We start from the raw sequence: 24871 nt of genomic DNA on the forward strand, positions 1-24871 counted from the left end.
AGTTCACCAACGAGAGCGAGTACGTCATATCCATAGGAGGAATGCTTCATGCTAAGCATTTCAGCTTCAGCAGATTTATAGGCAACTCCTGAATGTGAACAACCTGTATTCTTACAAGCATAAGCCATGCTCCAAGCGTGGATGATTCCGTCTCTTGTGACAATCTTTTTCTCCCACGCGGTATGGGTTCTCCGCAATTTAGAATCACAGTGTGGACAGTTTTTAAATTCAGGTCTGAAGTAAACTTTTGGCGCATTACCCAATCTATTTTTCTCAAGCATGAAGGTCATCTCCTAGGATAAATTCTGACCTATATACCTTCGACAAATGTTTGGAAATACCTGCTAGTTAATCTTGCTGTCGTAGTTTTTTTTACGGTAATAATACTAACACGAAGCTCCGTTGCCGCTTGTCGTATAGGTGGCAAACTATACCCATTATCTAGTTCGCCATTGAGAATTTGTGAGCTGATTTGTTCAAAAAGCTGCTGATAGATGGGTTTATCAGATATGTTCGAAATAGCTATGTTCATTATATTTCCACTTTCTCAAACCGTTTGATGGCAATATGATAAGCGATAATCGTAAATACCGCAAATATCACGATGCCTGCATTAATTCCAGGATTACAATAACGGATACCATTGCTTTTACAATGTCTTTTTTTGTTACTGGCAGCATGGTCGTAAATATCAAATCATTCTGAGTTTTATACCCTGCAAACATATTCGGTATCGTGATAAAACAAAAGTAAAGGAGGACAAGGAAATATAACCATCCAGGTATTAGCATTAAGGCGCCTGTCAAGAAGGGCATTATATAAAAGAAAGGACTTACGCCTAACTTTAATTCTTTCATCAGTAAGTTATACATGGATACCCTCCTTTTTTGAGAAATAGATCATAATCTCCTCAAGATTAGGCACGATTGACTTCATATCCAAAGACAGATCAAAGTCTGTAGTATAGATCAAGCCAGTGAAGCCAAATGAATTCTTTTTGTAGGCAATTAACTGGTCGTTTATCAAATCCAATTGGTCTTCTTTCCCATTCACCAAGCGATAGGTATCAATAAATTCTTCTTTCTCAGAGCTGTTGATAATTTGTCCGTTATCGATAAAAGTAATATAATCTGCGCATTTTTCCAAGTCGGTTGTGATATGAGTCGAAAACAGGATGCTGATTTCTCCATCTTCCACCAGTTCCTGAAAAATATCTAACAGATTGTCTCTTGCAACCGGATCAAGGTGGTGCGGAACGCTGTAAAAAAAGCAAAGCGGTCGACCCTCATTTATGGGGTGGGCCGCGTGTTATGAATATACCTCAAATCGAAAGAAATTCGAGTGTCCATCGCTAAGTAAGCGTTATCAATATTGTGCAACAATAGTTGCTAATTGGCTCTAATGATGCTCCTTCAAACTTACCCTATACTAAGGATGTACTAATCATTTAAGGGGGATAAAAACTATGAATAAAGCGTTTTATCTGGGACTTGTAAGCGTAATGTTGATGTTGTCAATTACGGCTTGCGGCACTAACAACACGCAAAACAGTGGAGAAGCTGTCCAGGCTACCAATGAAGGAGCTAATGGCGGAAATACGGAAGAACCGAAGGCAGAGGCACAGAAAGTCGAACTGAAAGTGCAAATAGGATCACCGCGTTTCAAAGAACAATTTGAAAAGTATTTTGAACAGTTTAAAGCCAAAGAATTAGCAGAGAAAAATATCAATGTTACGGTCGATCTCGAAATGCCGAATCCGGACCAGGCTAAGCAAGTTCTACAAGCACGTCTGGCTTCTAATGATGCACCCGATATCTTTGATGTACATGCCAACGATCTCACAACGTATGAAAAAGCTGGTTATCTGGAAGATCTTACGAGTCAACCGGCAATTGCAACCTTATATGATAGCGTGAAGAATACCGTTACGCTTGACGGCAAAGTTGTTGCCCTTCCACTTGAGAGCTTGGCATGGGGGTACCTGTACAACAAAAAGATCTTTAGTGATGTGGGAATCACGCCTCCACAAACGCTTGATGAAATGAAAGCAGCTGTAGATAAATTGAATGCGGCTAAAATAAAACCATTCTTGCTTGCTTTCCAAGAGTCTTGGGTGCCTCAACTAATGACAGCTCTTTCTCTTGGTGGAATCATTTCCTCTGAAAATCCGGATTGGATCGAAAAAATGAACAAAGGCGAAGCTTCTTATGCAGATGTTCAAGGGATATTCAATATTATCGACCTCATTAATGCAAACGGAACAGATAAACCCTTTGAAGTAGGCAATGAAGCGGGTTCCACTGAATTTGCGAACGGAAAAGCTGCGATGTGGATACAAGGACCATGGAATGCAGAAACGCTTCTAAAAGTAAATCCTGAGTTTGAGTTTGGCGTAGCCCCACTACCGGTTAGCAACAATGCCGCTGGAACGATGATCAACTTGTCGACCTCCACAACGCTTGCTGTATCGAAAACCAGCGAGAATAAAGAAGTGGCGCTTGATCTCTTGAACTATATCTTGGATGAGAAAGATTCGTCGGCATTGTTCCAAGAACTGAAGTTCAATCCAGTATCGAGCGTTCACAAATATGAAGTGTTCCCTTGGGTAAATGAAGCTTCCGAATATGTGGCACAAGGTAAAACGTACCAAGATCTCAAACTGCCTAATGGTGTTACAGACGAACAGGCCAAATTGCTGCAAAGCTATTTCGTTAAAGAGGTTACCAAGGAGCAATTCATCAGCACGATGGATAAGGCATGGGCAACTGCAGTAAAAGCAGCGCAATAGGTATGACAAACAGGTGGCCGGGAGTGACGGATTATGAATTATTCAAAAAAATACAAGCAAACGGTCATCCTTCTCGCCTTCGTATTTCCAGCATTATTATTCTATGCTGTATTTACCATCGCCCCCACAATCGGGGGCGTGTTGTACAGCTTGACGGACTGGAATGGATTGGATCCCACCTATGACTGGGTGGGATTCTCCAATTATACCGAGGCGCTGAAGGATGCTTATTTCATGAAATCAATATGGTTTACATTGAAATATGTGATCTATATGGTTGTACTGCAAAATGTCATTGCTTTGCTCTTAGCAGTCTTTGTGGAATCCAGGCGGCAGAGCAAAGTATGGTTTCGAACCATATTTTTTATGCCGAACATGCTCAGCTTGATCATCGGCGGATTCATGTGGGTGTTCATCTTTACGAAAGTGCTGCCATCTTTTGTTGAGTCTACCGGTATCCACTTTCTAGATCAATCCTGGATTGGCGATCCGGCCTATTCCTTCTATTCCATCATCATCCTTTCATTATGGGGCGGGGTAGGCTATCAGATGGTTATCTATATAGCCGCTCTACAAGGTGTACCCATGCAATTGAAAGAAGCAGCAGCTATAGATGGGGCAAGTAGCGTTCAGATCTTTCGTCATGTTACGTTCCCCATGATATATCCGGCTCTAACAATCGGTATTTTCCTAGCGCTTAGCACTTCATTTAAAGTGTTTGACGCCGTATTTGCATTAACCGGTGGAGGGCCGGGAAGGTCAACGCAGGTAATCGCGATAAACATAGTGGAAGAAGCCTTTCGTTTCAACCAGCGGTTCGGATATGCCAGCGCAAAAGCGATTATCCTATTCTTGATTGTCCTCTTAATTACACTCATCCAATTATTAATTATGAAGAGAAGAGAGGTAGAGGCATAATGGCACAGAGGCAATCGAGCAATAGATCGATCGGACGCGGGGCCGGAAATGCTTTTATTTTTCTCGTTTTAATTATTGCTTCTATTTTCACGCTTTTCCCCATTTATATGGCGCTATTAAATTCTTTTAAGCCGGATGGGGAAATGCTGACGAATATCATGTCGTTTCCTACCCGATTAGATTTTGGAAACTATATTGATGCATACCAAAAGATCGATTATCTGAACAGTTTTGAAAATACAATTGTCGTAACGATTATCGGGGTAGCAGGGATCATTCTTTTTGCTTCCATGGCCGGTTATAAGATGTCGAGGACACCTGGGAAGTTAAGCAGTTTTCTGTTTGGATTATTTGTCTTATCGTCATTAATCCCGTTTCATTCCATAATCATTTCACTGGTCAAAATCGCTAAGGAACTGAAAGTGCAAGGAACTTCATACGGTCTGGGATTGATTTATATTGGTTTGGGGGTAGCTCTCGCGATATTTCTGTACCATGGATTCGTAAAATCGATTCCTAGGGATCTGGACGAAGCAGCATTGATGGATGGATGCGGTGAATTTCGGCTTTACTTTTCTATTATTTTGCCATTACTTCTACCAATAACGGCAACAGTAGCTATATTAAATGCTCTGTGGATGTGGAACGATTTTCTCCTGCCGCTGCTTATGTTAACCGATTCCAAATATTATACACTTTTGATTTCTACGAACATGCTATTTGGCGAGTATAACAACGACTGGTCGGCTATTCTGTCCTCTTTGGTGCTGACGATGCTGCCGATTATTGTCTTGTATCTGCTCCTGCAAAAATATATTTTAAGCGGTATAGCAGAAGGTGCAATTAAAGGCTAATAGGAAAGGATGCGGATTGAGACAATGGGAAAATCCATTGAAGTACATGGTTTCGTAAAAGCCTCCGGAAAAAAAATCATTAACGGCAGCGGCCAAGAAATCCTGTTTCGGGGCGTCGGCTTCGGCAGTTGGATGTTGCCAGAAGGCTATATGTGGCGGTTTCCAAATCAAGGTGACCGTCCTCGCCGAATCGAACGCATGATTAAAGAATTAGTCGGAGAAGAAAAAGCCGCACAGTTTTGGGATATGTATTACGAAAATTATACATCGGAAAAAGATATACAAAAAATAGCGGCTGAAGGATTCAACTCCATTCGTTTACCTATTAACGCTAGATTCCTTATCGAGGATGGAGAACCGCTGCGTCTTATCAATGGACGTATCGAGATCATTGATAGAGTTATTGAATGGTGCCGTGAACACTCGCTTTATGTCATCCTTGATTTACATGGTGCTCCCGGTGGACAAACGGGGACGAATATTGACGACTCTGAACATGATAAGCCGGAACTGTTCATGGATGATAAGAATAAACGGTTAACGGTTGCCATATGGAAAATGCTCGCGGAACGCTATAAAGATGAATGGATCGTCGCAGGATATGACCTGCTGAATGAGCCGTTACCGGATTGGTTCTCCGTATATAACGATCAAGTTATGCCGCTTTATAAAGAGATTGTGAACGCGATCCGAGAAGTGGATGACAGGCATATGATTATTTTAGAAGGTGCGCACTGGGCTACCGATTGGTCCATTTTCGATGAGAAGATTGACGACAATCTCATGCTTCAATTCCATAAATATTGGAATAACCCGGATACGGAAAGTATTCAGACATTTTTAGATAAACAGGATGAGTGGAACGTACCGATATTCATGGGCGAAGGCGGGGAGAACAATTGCGATTGGTTTGCAGGAGTATTTCGACTATATGAAGATCACAATATATCCTGGAACTTCTGGACATGGAAAAAGATGGACTGCACTAATTCACCTTGTTCTGTAAATACGCCAAAGGGCTGGCAGTTGCTCATTGACTATTTGGAGGGCGGCATTAAACCGGATGCGGAAACTGCAGAGAGGATCCTGTGGGAATACCTAAACAATATTTTGTTTGAACATTGTGTGTATCGACCAGAAGTCGTTAATGCTTTATTCCGTAGGCCTCCAGTTCGTATTCCTGCAATCTTTTATGGTTACAAAGGTGAGGGTACAAGTTTCGGCATTGGGAAACCATGTGATAAGAAGATTGGTTTTAGAGTAAATGACGGAACAGATATCCGATTTGTTAAAGAACAAAGAGATAAACCTCATTTTCAACATATGAAGGGTGAAGAATGGCAGCCGGATGAGCTTTTATATGTACAGCTTGCTCCGAATGACTGGCTTGCTTATGAATTTACTGTTCCTTCATTCCGTTCCACATTAGAGTTTACCTTAGAATTATGTGTTCAAACAGGAGAATTTGGGTTTATCGAAGTTACTGTGGATGATGTCCTTTTCGGTGTAGCCGGTACATGTGGAGATTCCTGGAACTCAATTAAACTTCACAAACATTTCAGTGCTAATGCTGGTCTGCATCGGTTAGTATTGAAGGCAAAAGGACAGCCTGTTGCCATTCAATGGCTTCGAATAGTACCCGTTTAAAAAGAAAGAGGTCGTAATTCCACCCATAGCATCAAAAAAAACCTCCAAGCGGAGGTTTTTTTGTCTGGACAGGTGGGAGATTCCAAAAAAGAACCTACCAACCCCCGGAAAGGTGACAGGTATTGTCCCCTTTACATGTTATTTTTAATTTATGAGGTATGGCATTATAACGACAACCTTCATAAAGGAGAATGATATGGGACATGACTTTCCGGCAAAAGGACAGCAAGGAGTAAAGTTTCTTTATCAATCAGACAATCAGGCTAAGGTTGTTTCAGTAGCAGGAACCTTTAATTCCTGGGATCATACCAAACATAAAATGGACCAAAAAGGGAGCAAATTATACTATAAATGTGCCAGTACTGTTCAGTTTTATTGACAATTAAACCACGTCCTCTGGACGTGGTTTTCTGTTTTATACTAGTCGATTTAAAGAAAACGGACGAAAACGAATAATATTGCAATGGATAAAGCGTTTTCATGATGATAGTGTTGATCCTGATCATACGGAATGATGCTTTATGATTTTAGTATAAGAGGAGGTTATATGAATGCGAGTAAAGTTCCGGAGCGGTTTGTATGAGAATGATTTCTATCCTAGGGGGACTGTAAGCAGCAGTAAGCACATGACATCAAGGGAGGTGAATATGATGTTTCTGAAAGGGATTAATTTTGGTAAATGGTTTAATAAGCGTTTATTAGCCTTCGTTGTTTCCATCTGTTTGTTGGCAACGATCCTGCCGTTACCGGCGGAAGTATCTGCAGCGGAAACAACTGAGCTATCGATTATTACCGGATATCAGCCCATAATTAATGAGGTAATCGATGAAAGCGGATTCAAACATCCTGGTGTCGGACTAACTAAGGATATTCTTGAAAATTTGAGGACACAGGTACTGGCGCAAAAAGAGCCTTGGTCTACCTATTTTAATCAAATGCTCTTATCTTCGGCCGCTTCAAAGACTGTCACATCCAGCAATCAGAGCGGCGCGGACCCGACAAAACCGGCTAGTGATGCCTTTAACAGTCAGGGCTTTAATTCAAGATTTATAGCCGATGGTTTGAAGGCTTATACCCAAGCCCTTTTGTATATCGTATCCGGTGATGAGGTATATCGGGCCAATGCGATGCGTATTATTCGAATTTGGTCACAGATGGATCCTGGGAAATACGTGTATTTTAACGATGCACATATTCACACGGGAATCCCGCTCAACCGAATGGTTTCTGCCGCAGAAATCTTGAGGTATACAAGCACGCAAAACGAAGAACTGGAGTGGACGGAGAAAGATGTGACCGATTTTACGAATAATCTAATAAATCCGGTCATTGAAACCTTCCAACACACGAATGATCGATTCATGAACCAACATCTTTATTCGCTGCTGGGAGCCATGTCAGGTTATATATTTACCGGCAACAGGGACCGGTATAATGAGGGAGTCGAGTGGTTTACCGTTAACAAGACCGCCGTCGATCAGGGGCAAAATGGCGCTATTAAAGCATTATTCAGACTGGTAGATACGAATATATTGACAGGGGAAGAGGTAGATCCCCCAGTAGTTCAGCATGTCGAAATGGGCAGGGACCAGGCGCATGGCGCTGGCGACGTAACCAATGTGGAAATTTTATCGCGTTTATTGCTAGCCCAGGAAACAAAGGTAGATCCGGTGCAAGGGACGGTTTCTACAGCGCCGAATGCTGTTGGCCCCTACGAATTCCTCGATAATCGAATCTTAAAAGCTGCGGACTATTTTGCCCGGTACATGATTGGCCACGATACACCTTGGATACCGGTTGCGGCACGTACAGATGTAAATGGAAGTCCAACCATCGTGTATAAACAACTGGCCGGCGGTTATAGAGGAAGAATTGGCGGTAATGTGTATGACCTTTACTATTACTATAAATATACGGCAGGATTAAATATGGAGACAGAAGCTCCATATTTTACCGAGATGTTTGCCAAGAGATTGCCTTTCTACTGGGAGTCGCCGGATGGAGGCGGGGATTATTGGCTTTATATCCCTGAAGAAGCGGAGGCCGAGGGTACACAGAATATTCCGAAGGCGATAACAAATCCGGATTTGAGAGAAATAGAAGATCGATACACGAAGCTGGACAGTCATTCGACGACAAAACTAGAAGGAGATACTACCTTCGCTCAGATTACGGCAACGGAAGAGGGAAGCAGAATTGCATTTGTTGGCGCCGGCAGCGGCGAGAGAACCATTGCATTCAAGATACGGACCAGTGGCGTAGCGAAAATGGAAGTGTTTGGCGATACCGTGACGCTGCCGGATACAAAGGGGCAATGGAGATATATCAGCTATGCGTTCAATAATTTCCAAGGGCTCGGCGACCTCGTTTATTTCAATATAAAAGGAGCCGGCACTACGGTTGATATCGACCACATTCATTTAAAAGCCGGAGTACAGCTGACGCCTCCAGTATTTACAGCAGGCAACGAGCCATTATCACTATTTACCTATTTGGGGTCTACAAACGCTGTCCATTTCGATTTCTCTGCGACAGACGCTGGCACAACGGATGTAGTTACCTATCAGGCTGATCATTTACCTGTAGGTGCCGAGTTCGATGAGACCACCGGCGCATTATCCTGGTCTCCAACACAAGCGGGAACGTATTCCTTTGTAGTGGGAGCATCAGACGGCACTTCGGTTACGACCAGGGACGTTACCATTGTAGTGGCAAACGATCGGCAATCTGCAGTTAACGCAGTAACTGCGCCTTATCATGCAGACACACTTTATATTACGTCAACGCTTGATCATTATCACAATGTTTATGCGGACGTAATGAATCAAATTTCGAGTGCATCTGATGAGGTTTTCTATCAAAAACTATTTGACTTGAATCATGCGGTTCAAAGTCTTCAAGTATTGACGCCTTTGATGGAGGACGGAAGCGTTAATTTTACGAATATGTTTGTTAGTTCAACCATGGGCAATGCCGTTCCCAACTGGTTGGATGGTACGAATGATAGTTTTGTGGGCTTTTTTACAGCGCAAGATCGGACTCATTACATGGATTTAGGGCCCAATTACAAAATTTCAGCAAATGCCTTCGAGCTTCAGGTAAGAGCTAGTTTTCCGGAACGAATTGGCGGCGTTGCTATGTTCGGATCCAATGATAAAGTAAATTGGACAAGGTTAACACCAGGTCTAACAACGGTTACGGAAGAGATGCAGAGACTTGAGGTACAAGCCGGGCTCGAATATGAGCAATACCGATTCTTGAAAATGCAAATGATAGAGCCGTCGAGTACCATGCTGGAAGTCGCTGAGTTTAGAATCTTTGGTCAGCGCCATGAGACGGTAAACAAACTGGAGTCCGTTTCCGTCAGCTCGGATCAAAGCCTGAAAAATCGAATTGTTCCAGGGGATACGATCCGATTGTCCTTCAAGTCTACAGAAATGATCAATCATGTGAATGTAAATATTCAGGGCCAAACGATAGCTGCCAGCACTGTTGACAATATCAACTGGACAGCAACGTTCGTTACGGATCAAAGTGTACAAACAGGTACAATGAAATTCATGATCAATTACAAAACGGCTGCTGGAATGGATGCAGAGGAAACCATTTTTACAACAGACGGATCTACATTATTTATTGCAGACCAGACAGATTATGTTTCTAATGTGCTTGGGATAGCTAATCTTATTGATTCCAGTGGAAGAAATCCGGCTGATCTTTTGGCAACGGCAAATGCATTGTTTGATAAAAATTTAGGTACCGTTACGGATTTCCGGCTAAATGGCAGCGGATATGGCGCTTACCTTACCTTTGACTTTAAAGAAGGCGGCCAAGCCTTGCTTTCGAAGGTGGAAGTGATCGCAAGGCAGGATGGTTATGCCAACAGAATTAATGGCACCGTGGTGCAAGGCTCTAATGACAACGCGACTTGGACGAACATCACGGGTGCAGCATGGAATACAACGGAATGGCAGACGCTTACGATTAACAGCACAGTACCCTACCGTTATATCCGAATAACCAATGGAAACAACTGGTATGGGAATATGGCCGAACTACGGTTATATGGCTCTGTTGAATCCACGAACAAAATCGAGACGCTTTCGATCAGCTCGGCTCAGAGCCTTAAAAGCAGGATTGTGCCCGGTAATACGGTAAAACTGTCCTTCAAAGCAAAAGAAGCGATCCAAAACGTAAAGGTTAAGATTCAAGGCATGGATGCAACGGTTAGTTCTGCCGATAACATCAACTGGACAGCAGAAGCGACCTTGAATCAAGGTACGGCAGCAGGAAGCGTGAATTTCGCTGTTGATTACAAGGGGCAAAGCGGAGTGGATGGATACCCGGCGACATCTACGACAGACGGTTCCAAGCTGTACATTGTCAATGAGTCCGATGTGATTCGCAATGTGACTAGCATCGCCAATCTCATGGATTCCACTTCAGGGAGATCTGCAGCAGCAACCTTGTCAATCGTGAATAGTCTTTTTGACAGCAATTTAGGTTCGATAACTGATTTCCGTCTGAATGGCACTGGAGCGGGAAGCTATATTACCTTTGACTTTAAGGAAGGCAATCAAGCTTTGCTTTCGAGTGTGGAGCTGATTGGAAGATAAGAGAGTAATCTATTCAGCAGAATAAAGTATACCGTAATCCAAGGTTCCAACGATAATACGAACTGGACTGATCTTACAACAGCAGCTATAGCATCAGGAGATTGGCAAAGCTTCCCGGTCAGCAGCAAAGTGCCATACCGTTATATCCGTGTATACAATTGGAGTAATTGGTTTGGAAATATGGCTGAACTGAGATTGCATGGGGTTGTAAAAGCGGCTGACCTGACGCCTCCGGTGACAACGGATGATGCACCGGAATGGGCTGACAAGGATACCAAGGTAACCTTCAATGCCGCTGATGCGGGTTCCGGTGTTGCGGTGACCTATTTCACAGTAGACGGGGGGGCGCAGCAAACCGGGAACTCGGTTACTTTGACCAGCGAGGGAGCGCATACGTTAGTATACTGGAGCGTTGACTGGGCAGGCAATGTGGAACAGCCGCATACGGCTGCGGTGATCATTGACAAGACGGTCGCATCTGTAAATCCTGAAGTACCTAACGGAAGTAACGGATGGTATACCGTGCCCGTAACGGTGACGTTGTTGGACTACGGGAATGTGCAGTACAGCGTGGACGGCGGAAGCAGCTGGGGCGTTTACGACGCGCCTGTCACCTTGGGACAGGAAGGAGCGAACCGAATGCTGTATCGTCCTATAACTGTAACGGGTTCTGTTAATCCGAAGTCGGTGGAGGTGAAGATCGATCTGACCGCGCCTCAAGTGGAAATGATCGGAGAAGCGTCGTATACGATTGATCAGACGGTCAACATTACATGCAGCGCAGCCGACACCGTATCCGGCGTCACTTACTCACCATGCGGCGCACCGCTCGCGGATATCAAGGCGTATACGCTGGAGCCGGGTGTTCACAGCGTAACGGCGGAAGCGGAAGATGCGGCGGGACACCGCGGGTTGGCTGAACATTCGTATAGCGTATATGCGACATTCGACAGCCTATCTGCGCTGACCGGGACATTCGCGGCAGAAACCGGCGCACTGGATTCAGAAAGCGTAGTAAACTCACTGAAGCAGCAGCTGGCTAACGCCAAAGCGAAAGCCGAGCAGCGCAAAGGTGCGGAAGCCCGTTCACTGCTGCAAGCGTATACCTTGGAAGTGAACAAGCAAAGCGGCAAAGTATTCACGCCCGAACAAGCCGCGGCACTGACACGCTGGGCACAGTGGCTGCATGATGTAACTCCGCTTGCAGGCGGAGCACCGGGGAAACCGGTACTGTCCGACAACAATGGACACGACACGGGATTGAAAGACGGCAGCTATACCGTTGCCTTGAATCTGTGGTGGGGGAACAACGGTACTGAATTCAAGCTGTACGAGAACGGCGTGTTGATCCATACAAAGACGTTGACGGACAGCTCGCCGAATGCGCAGACCGTGCAAACGGATATTACGGGCAAAGCGAACGGAACATACACGTACACTTGTGAGCTGGCGAACAGCTTCGGCATGACAGCATGCGACCCGCTTGTCGTCACCGTCACCGACGCTGCGCCGGGTAAGGCAGTATTGTCCCACGACAACTGGGACGGGGATGGGAATTACGGCGTCACGATGAATCTATGGTGGGGAACGAATGGTTCGGAATACCGACTATACGAGAATGGAGTAGTGATCGATACGCAGACGCTGAGCGCAGCGACGCCTGCCGCCCAGAAGGCGGTCACGAATATTTCCGGCAAGGCGGCGGGTGTATACGAGTATCGTGCCGAATTGGTCAATGCGTCCGGCGAGACGTCCAGCGAGAAGATCACCGTAACCGTCAAGTAAGAAAGTTGACCGGTGCTGCGGGGAGTAAGTAACTGATCAAGAAGAGTGCCTCTTTCCATACGGAATGAGGCACTTTTTGCGTGCGGTGTGTATTCATCAAAAAAGGTTAAGGAAACAACAGATTTGCGCCAAAAAATCAAGCGGCATGAGCAAAGGCGGCTGCGAAATTATTAAAAGTGTTGATGCCTCATTATGCTCGAGAACCAAAAAAAAGCCGGAGAATCCCCTGTTGAGCAGGGACATTCTCCGGCGTTCATTATTTGCTGCTCATTATCTTCTTCAAGAAAGGAATCAGTAAGCCCGACTAGGGTTAGTCTTGATGTCAGCGGAGCTTTCCTGGTCCTTCAGTTCTGCAAGCAGCTTATCGCCTTCGACGTCCAGATTCGGCAGCATGCGGTCTAACCATTTCGGAAGCCACCAAGCTTTATCTCCGAAGACCGCCATGACTGCTGGTACGAGCGCCATGCGGACGATGAAGGCGTCAATAAGGATGCCAATCGCCAGCGCAAAACCGATCTGTTTGATCATGATATCATGAGCAAAAATAAAGCCGGCGAAGACGGATACCATAATCACGGCTGCGGCTACAACAACGCGGCTGGCCTGATTGTATCCGTGAACGATGCTCTCCGTTCCACGATGACCATGGACGTAAGACTCGCGCATGGAGCTGACCAGGAAGACCTGATAATCCATCGCCAGCCCGTAAAGAATGCCGGTAACCATAATCGGCATAAAGCTAAGCAGCGGGCCGCCGGTATCAAAGCCGAAGAGGGAGTGAAGCCATCCCCATTGGTACACGGCCGTAGTAATCCCGAAGGTGGCGAGTACACTGAGAAGAAAACCGACCGTAGCTTTGAGCGGAACGATGACCGAGCGAAATACGAGCAGCAGAATAATTAGCGAGAGGATAACGATAATGCCGACGTAGAGTGGGAATACCTCTGCCAGCTTTGACGACATATCGATGTTGATCGCGGTGAATCCAGTAACTCCTATCGTGACATCATTCGTCAGCGCCATGCTCGAATCGGAAGCCCGAATCACATGCACTAGGTTTTTGGTCTCTGTGTCCGTCGGTCCTGTTTTTGGGATGAGGCTAATAATCGCCATATCTCCGTTTTTGTTAACGCCCATAGGCGTTACTACTGAAACATTGTCATTCTGCTGAAGCTCTTGAACCAGCCCGCCCAGCGTCTCCATCGTTATGGCGTCCGAGGAATCTTGCGGCTGGGCAACTAGGAGCAGCGGGCCATTGAAGCCTTCGCCGAAACCGCTTGAAATGGCGTCGTAGCTCTGTCTTGATGGAGTGTCCAAGTTCGCCGTTGCACCCGATGGGATGCCCATTTCCATATTTGCGACCGGGAGCGCTGCTGCGCCAAGTATAACAATGACGCCAACAATAATAAGCCAACGGCCCTTCGAAACGTCCGTTACCCAGCGGTGTGAGAATCCATGAGAAATTTTATTCGTTTGGCTGCTGCTCTTCGTGCGCGCTTTTGCCGAGCAGATGCGTTCACCTAGCAGGCCTAGCAGAGCCGGCAGCAGGGTAAGTGCAACCAGAACGTTGACGAGGACGGCCAACGCGGCAACAAGGGCCATCGCGGACAAAAAGCCAATCCCAATCACAAGCATGCCGCACAAGGCAATGATAACGGTCAAGCCAGCGAAAAACACGGCGCTCCCGGCGGTGCCGACTGCTCTGCTAGCTGCTTCACGAGCGCTTAGTCCCTGATCGAGAATCATGCGGCGCTGACGGTTCACGATGAACAGCGAGTAGTCGATTCCGACGGCAAGCCCGACCATAAGCGCCAGAACAGGCGTGAGGTCGGTCATATGGATGAATTTCGAGAAGGCATATGCCCCTCCTACGCTTATCCCTACTCCCATTAGAGCGGTCAGAAGCGGCAAGCCTGCAGCAACTACCGAACCGAGAGTCATGAAAAGCACAACGGCGGCGACGGCAATACCGATTGCTTCAGTCGAACCAATTGCAGGCTTGGTCGAAAGCGAGTCGCTGGGTAATGCGGTAATACCAGTCTGCTGGGTGGCCATGACAGCATCGATTACGGAATCGGGGACCGATTCCGGCAGCGACATTTGCTGAACGGTGAATTGGAATTGGAACAGGGCGACGCTGCCGTCAGATGCAAGCATCACGCCAGGAACCGGAACACCGTCCACCATCATCGGGCCGTAAGGAGGCAATTCGCCTGCTGTTCCTTGAGCGGACCCGGCAGCGGCTTCCCCTTGCGCAGTCTGGCTGCCTTGCGCAGCCGCGTCGGTCATCGATGCTCCGGCTTGTGCAGCCAGTTCGATCGGATTAATAACATACTCAAGTTTGTATACCTCGTTAACAGCTTCGCTTATAGAGGTCAAACGCTCCGGCGTGTCCAAACGCTCGCCCTTTGGGACCGTAAACACGATACTGGCTTGACCGCCCGAAGCTTCCGGCAGCTCTGCCGATAACTGATCTAACACCTTCTGCGATTCCGTGCCCTCAATTTTCATATCGGAACTGACATGTATTCCGTTGACCCCGAGCAGGGCGAGCACAACTCCGAGGATCGCGATCCAACTGACAATGAAATACCATGGCCTGGTATAGGCTGACTTGCCTAATCTGTACAGGAAAGTTGACATAGGTTAATGCTTCTCCTTTGCATGTAGAAATAAAGTGAGGTAATGAACTAGAATCCGTTACGCAAGTAACCGAACATGGTGTCTAAATAGTGATCGAGCGTAATAGCCTCTGGGGTTTCGGCGGCTGATTGACCTGGAAGCAGCACGTTCAGGCTGCCGTCAAGCAATGGCAGCACGGCTCCGTAAACAGCACCGACGAGAAGGTGGATGTACCCCTCGGGATAACGTCCATGGGATAATCCGCTCAATGTCTCCTGAGCGGATATTTGCAAACGGCGCAGTCCGCTGAGGATGTATGGCTCAAGTGACGGGTACTGCTTCGAGAGCGATACAAGCTGTTGTAATTTCACGAAATGCTCTGCTGTCAGCTGCATCTTCATCAAATGGTACAGGATCTCAAGCGGGGAAATGTCCTCGTTTAAGCGTGCAATCCAATCCTCAATTTCATCGGCGCCTTTGAAGATAAGAGCTGCCGACGCTACCGCTTCCTCCTTGCAGGAGTAGTGGTTCGCGAACGTTCTTCTGGAGTAACCAGCGTACTGCACGACATCCTCGACGACGAAGCCGTCCATCCCCTTTTCCAGAGCTAGAGCAAACGCTGCCTCGGCAAGCGCATTCGCGGTTGCTTCCCTTTTGATATCGCGTAAGCTTTGTTTGTTCATCATATAACGCTTAAGCGTTCACCTCTTTTCAGATAGACTGGAAGCTTTTTCAAATATAAATCCATATCTATATTATTGCCCAATGGGCAATGATGCACAATGAGCAAGTTGTTACGGATTTGTGGCGTTGAGGGGCAAAGTTAGACAAAGAGTAAAAAAAAGTCGGGAAAGTACTATCAAGTAGTCGTAATTATGTTAGTTAACTAACAAGTATTGTGATAAAATGAGGAAAAAGCAGAATTTTGATAGGTAAAAGGAGGGGCAAAGATGGACGTTGACCGATCGGTTGCGCTGGAGCTCAGAACGTTAAGAAATATGTTGAAAAGACAGGTTGACGGGTTTATTAATCAAAAATACGCAGATCAGTTGACAGGCATGCACGGATGGGCGTTGAAGTACTTTGTTGATAACCGAGACAAAGAGATTTTTCAACGCGATTTCGAAAACGAGTTCTCGATTCGTCGTTCGACGGCGAGTAAAATTTTACAGTTGATGGAGAAAAACAATCTCATTACGAGACAAGCGGTTCCCTACGATGCGCGATTAAAGAGGATTATGCTTACGCCTAAGGCCATCGAGTTCCATGAAACCATTATAGGGAAATACGTTGAATTGGAGCATGAATTGAAGAAGGGCTTGTCGCGAGAGGAACTGGATACGTTTTTCGCTGTCTTGGATAAAATCAAAAACAATTTGGAGTAGCAGTCGTCAGTGTTGTCGGGACGGCTTTAATTAAAGTAATATTGTTAGTAAGCTTACAGTTCCATTGCTAACTACAAGGAGAAGGAGCGTTGGGTAGATGCTTAAGATTTTAAAGTATTTTAATCCGAAAAATGTTTGGTTTATTCTCATTAGCACCGCGTTTATCGTGTTCCAGGTGTGGCTCGATCTGAAGCTTCCCGATTATTTGGCCGAAATTACGAAGCTGGTGCAGACAGAAGGCAACTCCTTGAGCGAGGTGTGGGAGCCGGGCGCCTATATGCTGCTGTGTGCGATCGGGAGCTTACTTGCTTCCTTCATCGTCGTCTATCTCGTCGCGCAGAGCGCTGCGTCGCTCGCCAAGAGGCTTAGGAGCCTGCTCTTCGACAAGGTCGAATCGTTTTCGATGGCCGAGATGAACCAATTCTCTACGGCGAGCCTAATTACACGCTCCACGAACGATATTACGCAAGTGCAAACGATCGTGGCCATGGGGCTGCAGGTCATGATCAAGGCGCCGATTCTAGCCGTTTGGGCGATTGTGAAAATCTCCAGCAAGAGCTGGCAATGGACGCTTTCGTCCGGCATTTCGGTTGCGATGCTTCTGTTCATGATCGCGATCATCATCTTTTTCGCCATGCCGAAGTTCAGAGCGATTCAAGGATTAACGGATCAATTGAACCGGGTAACGAGGGAAGGGTTGACCGGACTGCGAGTCATTCGTGCCTATAACGCGGGACCGAGCCATGAAGCGAAGTTCGATCATGCGAATCGGGAATTAACCGATGCGAATCTGTTCACCAGCCGATTAATGGCGTTAATGATGCCTGTAATGAGTCTCATCATGAGTGGATTAAGCTTGGCAATCTATTGGATCGGCGGCTATCTGATCGCTGGGGCGGATACGTCGGCAAGACTTGGCTTGTTCAGCGACATGGTCATCTTCTCTTCTTATGCGATGCAGATCGTCATGGCCTTCATAATGCTTTCGATGGTCTTCTTCATGCTGCCGAGGGCGTCAGTCTCCGCTAAGCGCGTTATGGAAGTGTTAAATAGTGAACCAAGCATCAGGGATGGCAGTATGAAATCGCCATATGGCGCGAAGGCCGGAGAGATTGAATTCCGGAATGTCAGCTTCAAGTATGCGGATTCGGATGAATATGTACTTAGGGACATCAGCTTCGTTGCGCGCAGGGGCGAGACGGTTGCATTCATCGGCTCGACGGGCAGCGGTAAGAGTACGCTGCTGAACTTAATTCCGAGATTTTATGACGTGTCGGACGGAGAGGTGCTCGTCCATGGGTTGAACGTGAAAGAGTACGCGCTGAGGGATTTGCATAACAAGCTCGGCTACGTTCCTCAGAAAACTGTATTGTTCAGTGGAACCGTGACGACCAACGTCGCCTATGGCGATAACGGGCGAGCAGCAGGCTCGGCCGGCGATGTGAAGAAAGCGGTTGCGATCGCCAAGGGTGAGGAGTTCGTCGAGAAGCTGGAAGGCGGGTATGAGGGGAGCATCTCGCAAGGCGGCTCGAACTTGTCCGGTGGACAGAAGCAGCGGTTATCCATCGCACGAGCTGTATTCCGTAAGCCTGACATTTACATTTTCGACGATTCCTTCTCTGCGCTTGATTACAAGACAGACCGTCAGCTGCGCTCCATGCTGAAGCAAGAAACAGCTGGCGCTACCAGCCTGATTGTGGGGCAGCGAATCGGAACGATCAAGGAAGCCGATCTCATACTCGTTCTCGACGAAGGCAAGATCGTAGGAAGAGGCACGCATCAAGAGCTGCTTCAGACCTGCGAGGTATATCGTCAGATCGCGAACTCTCAGTTATCGAAGGAGGAGCTTGAAATTGGCTAATCAACAGGTCGCAACCAAGCAAAACATCGATTTCAAAGGCACAATGGGCAAGCTAGTCGCGTATTGCAGGCCATACGTTCCTCTTATTGTCGTGGCTCTGCTGCTGTCCGTCGTGGGCACTATCTTTACGATTATCGGTCCAAGTAAGCTGGAAGACATGACGGATCACATTACCGAGGGTTTCATGGGCGAAATCGACATGGACGCGATTAGCCGTATTGGTATTCTGCTTGCCGTCCTGTACGGATTAAGCGTCATCTTCTCGTTTTTCCAAGGCTACATTATGGCTACGGTAACGCAAAAGGTAACGAGAAGCTTGCGTACACGCATATCGCAGAAGATCAATAAGCTTCCGCTGAAGTATTTCGACTCCACCAGTAACGGCGACGTGCTTAGCCGCGTCACGAACGACATTGATACGATCGGACAAACGATGAATCAGAGCGTCGGGATGCTTGTGACGTCCGTCACGATGCTGGTCGGCTCCTTGGTTATGATGTTCTATACGAACGTTTGGATGACGTTGACAGCTATCATTTCGACTTTTTTAGGCTTTGCATTTATGACCATGATGATCAAAAAATCGCAAACGCATTTCGTCCACCAGCAGGCGAACCTAGGTGCGATGAATGGCCATGTCGAGGAAATATACTCGGGCTACGATGTCGTTAAAGTCTATAATGGAGAGCGGAAGGCGAAGGAAACCTTTAACGAAATTAACGATAAATTATATGAAAGCTCATGGAAGTCGCAATTTTTATCCGGGTTGACGATGCCGCTCATGATGTTTGTCGGAAACTTCGGCTACGTGGCGGTCTGTATTGTCGGCGGAGCATTAGCGATGAACAATCATATTTCGTTTGGTGTCATCGTCGCTTTCATGCTCTATGTCCGGCTGTTCACGCAGCCCCTTGGGCAAATTGCGCAGGCCGCGACAAGTCTGCAATCGACTGCAGCCGCAGCCGCACGCGTTTTTGAATTTTTGGAAGAGAAAGAGCTCGAGGACGAGAACCATAAATCGAAGGTGCTTAAGGATGTTAAGGGGCAGGTGGAGTTCCGGAACGTTACCTTCGGGTATGATCCGAATAAGCTCATCATTAACGATTTCTCAGCCCGCGCTTTGCCCGGCCAGAAGATCGCCATCGTTGGACCGACGGGTGCGGGGAAGACGACGATCGTCAATTTGTTGATGCGATTCTATGAGCTGAACGGCGGAGAGATTGTCATCGATGGCGTTCCGATTCAGGAGCTCCAAAGGGAAAATGTGCATGAACAGTTCTGCATGGTGCTTCAAGATACGTGGTTATTCGAGGGCACGATCAAAGAAAATATCGTCTTCAACAAGCAGGGCGTTACTGATGGCGAAGTGAAGAACGTCTGCAAGGCCGTCGGCATTGACCATTTTATCCGAACCTTAACGCATGGCTACGACACGGTATTGAACGAGCAAGTGAACCTTTCCGCAGGGCAAAAGCAGCTCATTACGATTGCAAGAGCGCTTATTGCGAACGCCCCGCTGCTCATCCTCGACGAGGCGACGAGCTCCGTCGATACGAGAACGGAGCTTCTCATTCAGGAAGCGATGGACCGACTGATGGCGGGACGAACTTCTTTCGTTATCGCACACCGACTGTCCACGATTAAGAATGCCGACATGATCCTCGTCATGAAGGACGGCGATATCATCGAAAGTGGAAATCACCGAGAGCTGCTTGCTGCGAACGGCTTCTATGCCGATTTGTATAACAGCCAGTTCGAGACTACGGAAGCGGTCGTATAACAAAGACGTATGCTCAAAAAAATGAAAGAGACGGCAGCAGGTTACTAATAAGCTCCCCTTACGGTAGACAGGTGAAATAATAAAACCTGCTGCTGTAAGGGGAGTTTTTTCATGTTTAAAAGAAAATACGGCGCTGCGGACAGACTCGCTATCCTTGAAGAAGTAACAAGTGGAGAAATCGTTTTTCAGGATGCAGCCAAGAAATGGTTAAACCTCTCCAAGATGAAAATTTCCTCAATTCTCTGGTAAGATAGATACAGAGATTTGACAAGGAGGCGCTTACAATGGACTTTCAAACCGATATTTCTGATGAATACGCGAGACAAAAGGGGAATTCCATACTATCGTTTTTATTAGATTGTGTTCGCGGCGGCCGTCGAAAACAAATCGAGAGAGAGCTGAGTACCCCCGAATATCAAACCTATACTAAGCTGATTTTTAGCGATCAATTGTCTTTTACTTATATGGTTGTTCAATTTCTATGGCCTCAAATTGTGCGTTCCGCCGTAGAGGGAGGGATGTCGGAGATGGAGGCTTCTGGTATTTACCGCAATTATATCGATAAGGCACAACAGGCCAAATCTGTACAAACTTTATTAGATTTGCATCATCAAGTTTTCCTTGAGTATGCCGACAACGTTGCTATTGCCCAAGAGGATGATCGCTATTCTCCGTTAGTTCGGAAGTGTCATCATTATATTAAAGAGAATTTGTACGATTCTCTTACTGTCAGCGAAATCGTGGAAGCGTTGCATTTCAGCCGAAGCCATCTTTCCCATGTATATAAGCGAGAGACGGGAGAAACGCTTTCTGATCGCATCCGTAAGGAGAGGATTGCCGAGGCTATGCAACTTCTCGAACATACTTCGCTGACATTGAACGATATTGGACAGAAACTTGGCTTCAGCTCACAAAGTCATTTCACCGATATATTCCGGAGGGAAACGAGGATCACACCTCATCAGTACCGTCTTAAACCTGATCGCAATCAAAGTTTAACCATTCGAAAATAACGCTAAGGAACTGGTCATCGTAAGAGGCTGAAGCAAGTAATAACCAAAAATAAACGAGTGAGTTCAGAAAAGAAATAGACCACCTCCTTGGAGAAGAATGGTCTATTTCTTATTTGCCTATTAAAAGATAACGTACAAATCTGATATAAAAAGCAGCAAGCTTGTAACGTTACCGATTCGATATTTGTTAAAGTTATGGTGTCATTCATATTGGCACAGGATCTGTTTTCATAACATTGTTTCAAAAATCTATCAAATAGTTGAGGTGTCGTAAATGAAATTTAAAGATAAAGTTATTGTTATTACTGGGGCCGCTGCAGGTCTTGGAAAACAAAATGCAATCCGTTTTGCCAAAGAAGGGGCAAAAGTAGCAATTTGTGATATCCAAGAAGAGAAATTAAAGGAAACTGCAAAGCTGTGTGAGGCAGAAGGTGCAGAAGTATTAGCAATGATTACAAACTTAAAAGAACAAGAGCAAATGAAGGAATTTGTACAGAATATTCAAGAGAAATTTGGTCATGTAGATGTTTTAATTAATGGGGCAACTGCTTCGAACTATATGGTTTCTTTTTTAGATCAAACAATTGAGGACTTAGATCATTCATTGAAAACGCAACTCTTTGCAACATGGACGATGATGCAGCTTTGCCATCCTTTAATGAAAGAAAATGGCGGGTCGATTATTAATTTTATAAGCAATGCCGTGCAAGGCTTGGATGGATATGCGTCTTATACTGCAGCTAAAGGCGCTGTTGGTGCTCTAACTAAGACCGTCGCTAAAGAATGGGGTAAATTTAATATTCGAGTGAACAATGTAAGTCCTATAGCGATAACTGATACGGTAATAAATGACTCTCCGAAAGAACTTTATGATGTAATTATGACGGAAGTTGCGAAATCTAGTCCTTTCAATAGAGTTGGAATACCAGAAGATGATGTTGTCCCCGTTATTTTATTCTTAGCTTCAGAAGATAGCAGATGGATTACAGGACAAGATATACGTGTTGAAGGCGGCGTGGATATTCACTGGTAAAACCATACGGAGGTGTATCTAAGTGAAAGCAGCAATTTACAAGGGGTTAAGGAAGTCGTCCTCGAGCAGTTTCCGGATTGATCGAAGGCAGTGAGACAAGGATTGTATTCGGATGACGTGGACCGATATGAAATAGAGCATAAAAGTATGAGCGAAAAGCATCTGATTCAAGGTAGGCTTCACCCTTGGTTCAGGTGTTTTGTTTGTTTGGTGGAGTGTTATTCTCGGGTGGCGAAACGGTATGAGTCAATCGAAAGTCTGTAAACCGTCATTGAGAAAGTCGTCAAACCGTTAGATGGAAAGCAATCCGTCCGCTACGATGAAGACAGGATAGTCCAATGTAGAGTTAGATTACTTGTTGTCTCCAGAGATGAGAAGATGAAGATCAAACTTATGAAACTATTTGGCATTTCATTAGAAAGGAGTCTAGCTAATGAGTAAAAGAATTACTACCGTATTAGGGGACATTAAACCAGAGGAATTAGGGTATACTACGGCGCACGAGCATGTGTTGGGAGACATTTCCTTATTGAGCAGAGAAGTTATGAAGTATAAGGGTAGAATACCTGACTCGATGCTGGAGCTTCGTATGGAAAATCTGGCAGGCCTAAGGCAGGGAATGTCCATTTTTTCGGAGGATTGTTCATTAGCCGGGGATATTGATTTCGCGGTCGCTGAATTCAATGCTTTCAAAATGATTGGAGGAAAGACTGTCGTCGATGCTTCTCCAATAGGAATGAGAGCTCCTGCCGAACAGTTAAAAGAAGCCGCCCAAAAAAGCGGAATTCACCTTATTACCTGTACCGGTATTTATTACGCTGCCGCCCGTCCAGATGAATATATCGGGAAAGACGATAAGTTTATGTATGAGGTATTCAAAAAAGAAGTGGAAGAAGGAATCGATGGCAGCGATGTGTTGCCCGGTTTCTTAAAATGTGCGGTGAATACCATTCATGAAGACGGTTCCATCGATAAGAGTGAGTTAGATGCGCTTCGCGCACAAGCAAGACTTTCGAATGAAACAGGTCTTTCGGTTCATGTTCATTCCGGCTACCCTATGACGAATAATCATATTTATGGGGTTGTTGATGTGGCTCTAAAAGAATGCGGCATGAATCCTGATCGATTGCTAATGATGCACCAGGATCAGTTTCTACGCAGAGGTTGCGAGAATCAAGCGTATCTTTACAATCCCGAAATCGGAAGAAACGTGAATACGGATTACATCGAGAAGATTTTAGACCAAGGCGTGTACGTTGGTTTCGATTCTTGGGGTTCATTCATTTCAACGCTTCCGGATGACTATGATAGATTGAAAGGTTTGGTTGCTTTATTGAAAAAAGGCTACGGATCTCAAATTGTCTGCGGGCATGATAGCGCATCGAAGGCACATGGAAAGACGGCTGGTTCTTATGGATATACCCGTTTCCCGGAGATGTTGGGACAGTTGCAGCAGTTCGGTCTTGGCGAAGAAATTGTGAAGCTTACCGTCGAGAATCCCGCAAAACTCTTAGCCTATTGATTGAAGGAGGACAACATGGGGACACTGGAATGGGAAAACCTTGAAATATTGCATGTCAATAAACAAGACGGATCCGCAACATCGATACCATACGATAACGAACGCAGTGCCCTGCTGGGCGAACCGTCGAAGTGGAAGCACTGTTTAAACGGAGAATGGAAATTCCATTTTTCGAACAATCCGAAAGAACGTCCCGCAGATTTTTATCGCGACGATTATCCTACGGACCATTGGAGCACATTGCCTGTGCCATCCTGTTGGGAAATCAAAGGATATGGTTTTCCTATATACACTAACGTGGCTTATCCGAACCCGGTAAAAACAGATTCGCTGGAAGCGATCCCGAGCATTGATCATGACGATAATCCGGTTGGAAGCTACAAACGTGATTTCGAGTTACCGCATTGGAACGATAAGGAAGTGTTTATTCATTTTGCAGGCGTAAAGTCGGCATTTTACTTATGGATTAATGGGGAAAAGGTCGGCTATAGTCAGGGTTCTATGACGCCTGCGGAATTCAACATCACGCCTTGTGTCAAAAGCAGCAAAAATAACGTGGCAGTAGAAGTCTATAAATATTCGGATGGAAGTTATTTAGAAGATCAAGATATGTGGCGTCTTGCCGGTATTTTCAGGGATGTCTTCGTGACCGGAAAGCCGAAGTTGGATATTCGCGATCATTTTATTTATTGTGACCTCGACGATAACTATGAAGATGCCTTTTTGAATGTCAGGGCAAAAATCACCAATTATCATGGTAAGGATGTTGGCGGATATCGGGTTATCGTTGGATTAACGGATGAAAATGGCGTTCCTGTCGGCGAGAGGGAGCTTGCGTCGCAGGAGATTTCTATCGGTGCTCGACAGGAAACGACCGTCAAACTGGAACATCGGATTTCGAATCCGCGAAAATGGTCAATACGATGGAAGAACTCAATAGGGCAACTCATGTTCATGAATTACCGATTCGAGATGATATTATTACGTTGAATATTGATTCCAGACAACGCGGGGTAGGCGGCGATTTGCCTGGAATCGCCAGCAGGC

The 24871-nt window shown here is 45.8% G+C and carries 18 protein-coding genes and 2 pseudogenes; 14 read left to right on the forward strand and 6 right to left on the reverse strand.

Annotated elements, in window-relative coordinates; all coding sequences use genetic code 11:
* The 4 genes and pseudogenes from RCO25_RS13875 to RCO25_RS13890 form a co-directional block, all read right to left on the reverse strand.
* Positions 1 to 281: pseudogene (locus tag RCO25_RS13875) on the reverse strand (transposase); the annotation flags it as partial.
* A gap of 86 nt (positions 282 to 367) precedes the next feature.
* Positions 368 to 532 (reverse strand): annotated as a pseudogene (locus RCO25_RS13880) (GntR family transcriptional regulator); the annotation flags it as partial.
* Between the two features lie 67 nt (positions 533 to 599).
* Entirely contained in the window at positions 600 to 872 is a 273-nt protein-coding gene (locus tag RCO25_RS13885) for a hypothetical protein (RefSeq protein ID WP_308996745.1), read from the reverse strand.
* Positions 865 to 1197, reverse strand: coding sequence for a hypothetical protein (locus tag RCO25_RS13890; RefSeq protein ID WP_374992111.1), 333 nt, complete (start codon positions 1195 to 1197; stop codon positions 865 to 867). Before RCO25_RS13890 ends, RCO25_RS13885 begins: the two co-directional genes overlap by 8 nt.
* A 310-nt stretch (positions 1198 to 1507) precedes the next feature.
* On the opposite strand from RCO25_RS13890, the gene RCO25_RS13895 reads away from it, so the two are divergent.
* From RCO25_RS13895 to RCO25_RS13920, 6 genes are all read left to right on the forward strand, one after another.
* The gene (locus RCO25_RS13895; RefSeq protein ID WP_374992112.1) at positions 1508 to 2788 is read left to right on the forward strand and encodes an ABC transporter substrate-binding protein; all 1281 of its coding nucleotides are present in this window, start codon (positions 1508 to 1510) and stop codon (positions 2786 to 2788) included.
* Positions 2789 to 2821: 33 nt separating this feature from the next.
* Positions 2822 to 3706, forward strand: coding sequence for a carbohydrate ABC transporter permease (locus RCO25_RS13900; RefSeq protein WP_308996747.1), 885 nt, complete (start codon positions 2822 to 2824; stop codon positions 3704 to 3706).
* A complete protein-coding gene (locus RCO25_RS13905; protein WP_308996748.1) occupies positions 3706 to 4560 on the forward strand; it encodes a carbohydrate ABC transporter permease in 855 nt (284 codons plus the stop codon). The genes RCO25_RS13900 and RCO25_RS13905 overlap by 1 nt, the downstream gene beginning before the upstream one ends.
* A 24-nt stretch (positions 4561 to 4584) precedes the next feature.
* Positions 4585 to 6207 carry a glycoside hydrolase family 5 protein gene (locus RCO25_RS13910; RefSeq protein ID WP_308996749.1) on the forward strand — a complete coding sequence of 541 codons (1623 nt, stop codon included), beginning with the start codon at positions 4585 to 4587 and terminating at the stop codon, positions 6205 to 6207.
* Between the two features lie 647 nt (positions 6208 to 6854).
* The gene (locus tag RCO25_RS13915; RefSeq protein WP_308996750.1) at positions 6855 to 10823 is read left to right on the forward strand and encodes a discoidin domain-containing protein; all 3969 of its coding nucleotides are present in this window, start codon (positions 6855 to 6857) and stop codon (positions 10821 to 10823) included.
* Between the two features lie 180 nt (positions 10824 to 11003).
* A complete protein-coding gene (locus tag RCO25_RS13920; protein ID WP_308996751.1) occupies positions 11004 to 12608 on the forward strand; it encodes an OmpL47-type beta-barrel domain-containing protein in 1605 nt (534 codons plus the stop codon).
* 291 nt (positions 12609 to 12899) lie between these two features.
* On the opposite strand, the gene RCO25_RS13925 is transcribed toward RCO25_RS13920, so the two are convergent.
* Both RCO25_RS13925 and RCO25_RS13930 read right to left on the reverse strand, forming a co-directional pair.
* Entirely contained in the window at positions 12900 to 15251 is a 2352-nt protein-coding gene (locus tag RCO25_RS13925) for an MMPL family transporter (RefSeq protein WP_308996752.1), read from the reverse strand.
* A gap of 47 nt (positions 15252 to 15298) precedes the next feature.
* Positions 15299 to 15916: a TetR/AcrR family transcriptional regulator gene (locus tag RCO25_RS13930; protein WP_308996753.1), complete on the reverse strand. Its 618-nt coding sequence runs from the start codon at positions 15914 to 15916 to the stop codon at positions 15299 to 15301.
* Positions 15917 to 16180: 264 nt separating this feature from the next.
* Here RCO25_RS13930 and RCO25_RS13935 point away from each other — a divergent pair, with 264 nt between their 5' ends.
* The 8 genes from RCO25_RS13935 to RCO25_RS13970 all read left to right on the forward strand — a co-directional run bounded on the left by RCO25_RS13935 (position 16181) and on the right by RCO25_RS13970 (position 24814).
* Positions 16181 to 16615, forward strand: a complete 435-nt coding sequence (locus RCO25_RS13935) for a MarR family winged helix-turn-helix transcriptional regulator (RefSeq protein ID WP_308996754.1) — start codon at positions 16181 to 16183, stop codon at positions 16613 to 16615.
* Between the two features lie 97 nt (positions 16616 to 16712).
* Positions 16713 to 18476 carry an ABC transporter ATP-binding protein gene (locus RCO25_RS13940; protein WP_308996755.1) on the forward strand — a complete coding sequence of 588 codons (1764 nt, stop codon included), beginning with the start codon at positions 16713 to 16715 and terminating at the stop codon, positions 18474 to 18476.
* A 43-nt stretch (positions 18477 to 18519) separates the two neighbouring features.
* A complete protein-coding gene (locus RCO25_RS13945; protein WP_308996852.1) occupies positions 18520 to 20256 on the forward strand; it encodes an ABC transporter ATP-binding protein in 1737 nt (578 codons plus the stop codon).
* A gap of 111 nt (positions 20257 to 20367) precedes the next feature.
* Entirely contained in the window at positions 20368 to 20505 is a 138-nt protein-coding gene (locus tag RCO25_RS13950; RefSeq protein ID WP_308996756.1) for a hypothetical protein, read from the forward strand.
* A gap of 35 nt (positions 20506 to 20540) precedes the next feature.
* Positions 20541 to 21269, forward strand: a complete 729-nt coding sequence (locus RCO25_RS13955) for a helix-turn-helix transcriptional regulator (protein ID WP_308996757.1) — start codon at positions 20541 to 20543, stop codon at positions 21267 to 21269.
* A gap of 274 nt (positions 21270 to 21543) precedes the next feature.
* Entirely contained in the window at positions 21544 to 22302 is a 759-nt protein-coding gene (locus tag RCO25_RS13960; RefSeq protein WP_308996758.1) for an SDR family NAD(P)-dependent oxidoreductase, read from the forward strand.
* 433 nt (positions 22303 to 22735) lie between these two features.
* The gene (locus RCO25_RS13965; protein ID WP_308996759.1) at positions 22736 to 23824 is read left to right on the forward strand and encodes a phosphotriesterase family protein; all 1089 of its coding nucleotides are present in this window, start codon (positions 22736 to 22738) and stop codon (positions 23822 to 23824) included.
* A gap of 15 nt (positions 23825 to 23839) precedes the next feature.
* Positions 23840 to 24814, forward strand: coding sequence for a sugar-binding domain-containing protein (locus RCO25_RS13970; protein ID WP_308996760.1), 975 nt, complete (start codon positions 23840 to 23842; stop codon positions 24812 to 24814).
* The last annotated feature ends 57 nt before the right edge of the window (positions 24815 to 24871 follow it).

Origin of the sequence: Paenibacillus sp. LHD-38 (genome assembly GCF_031157315.1) — a bacterium.
Taxonomy (GTDB): Bacteria; Bacillota; Bacilli; order Paenibacillales; family Paenibacillaceae; genus Pristimantibacillus.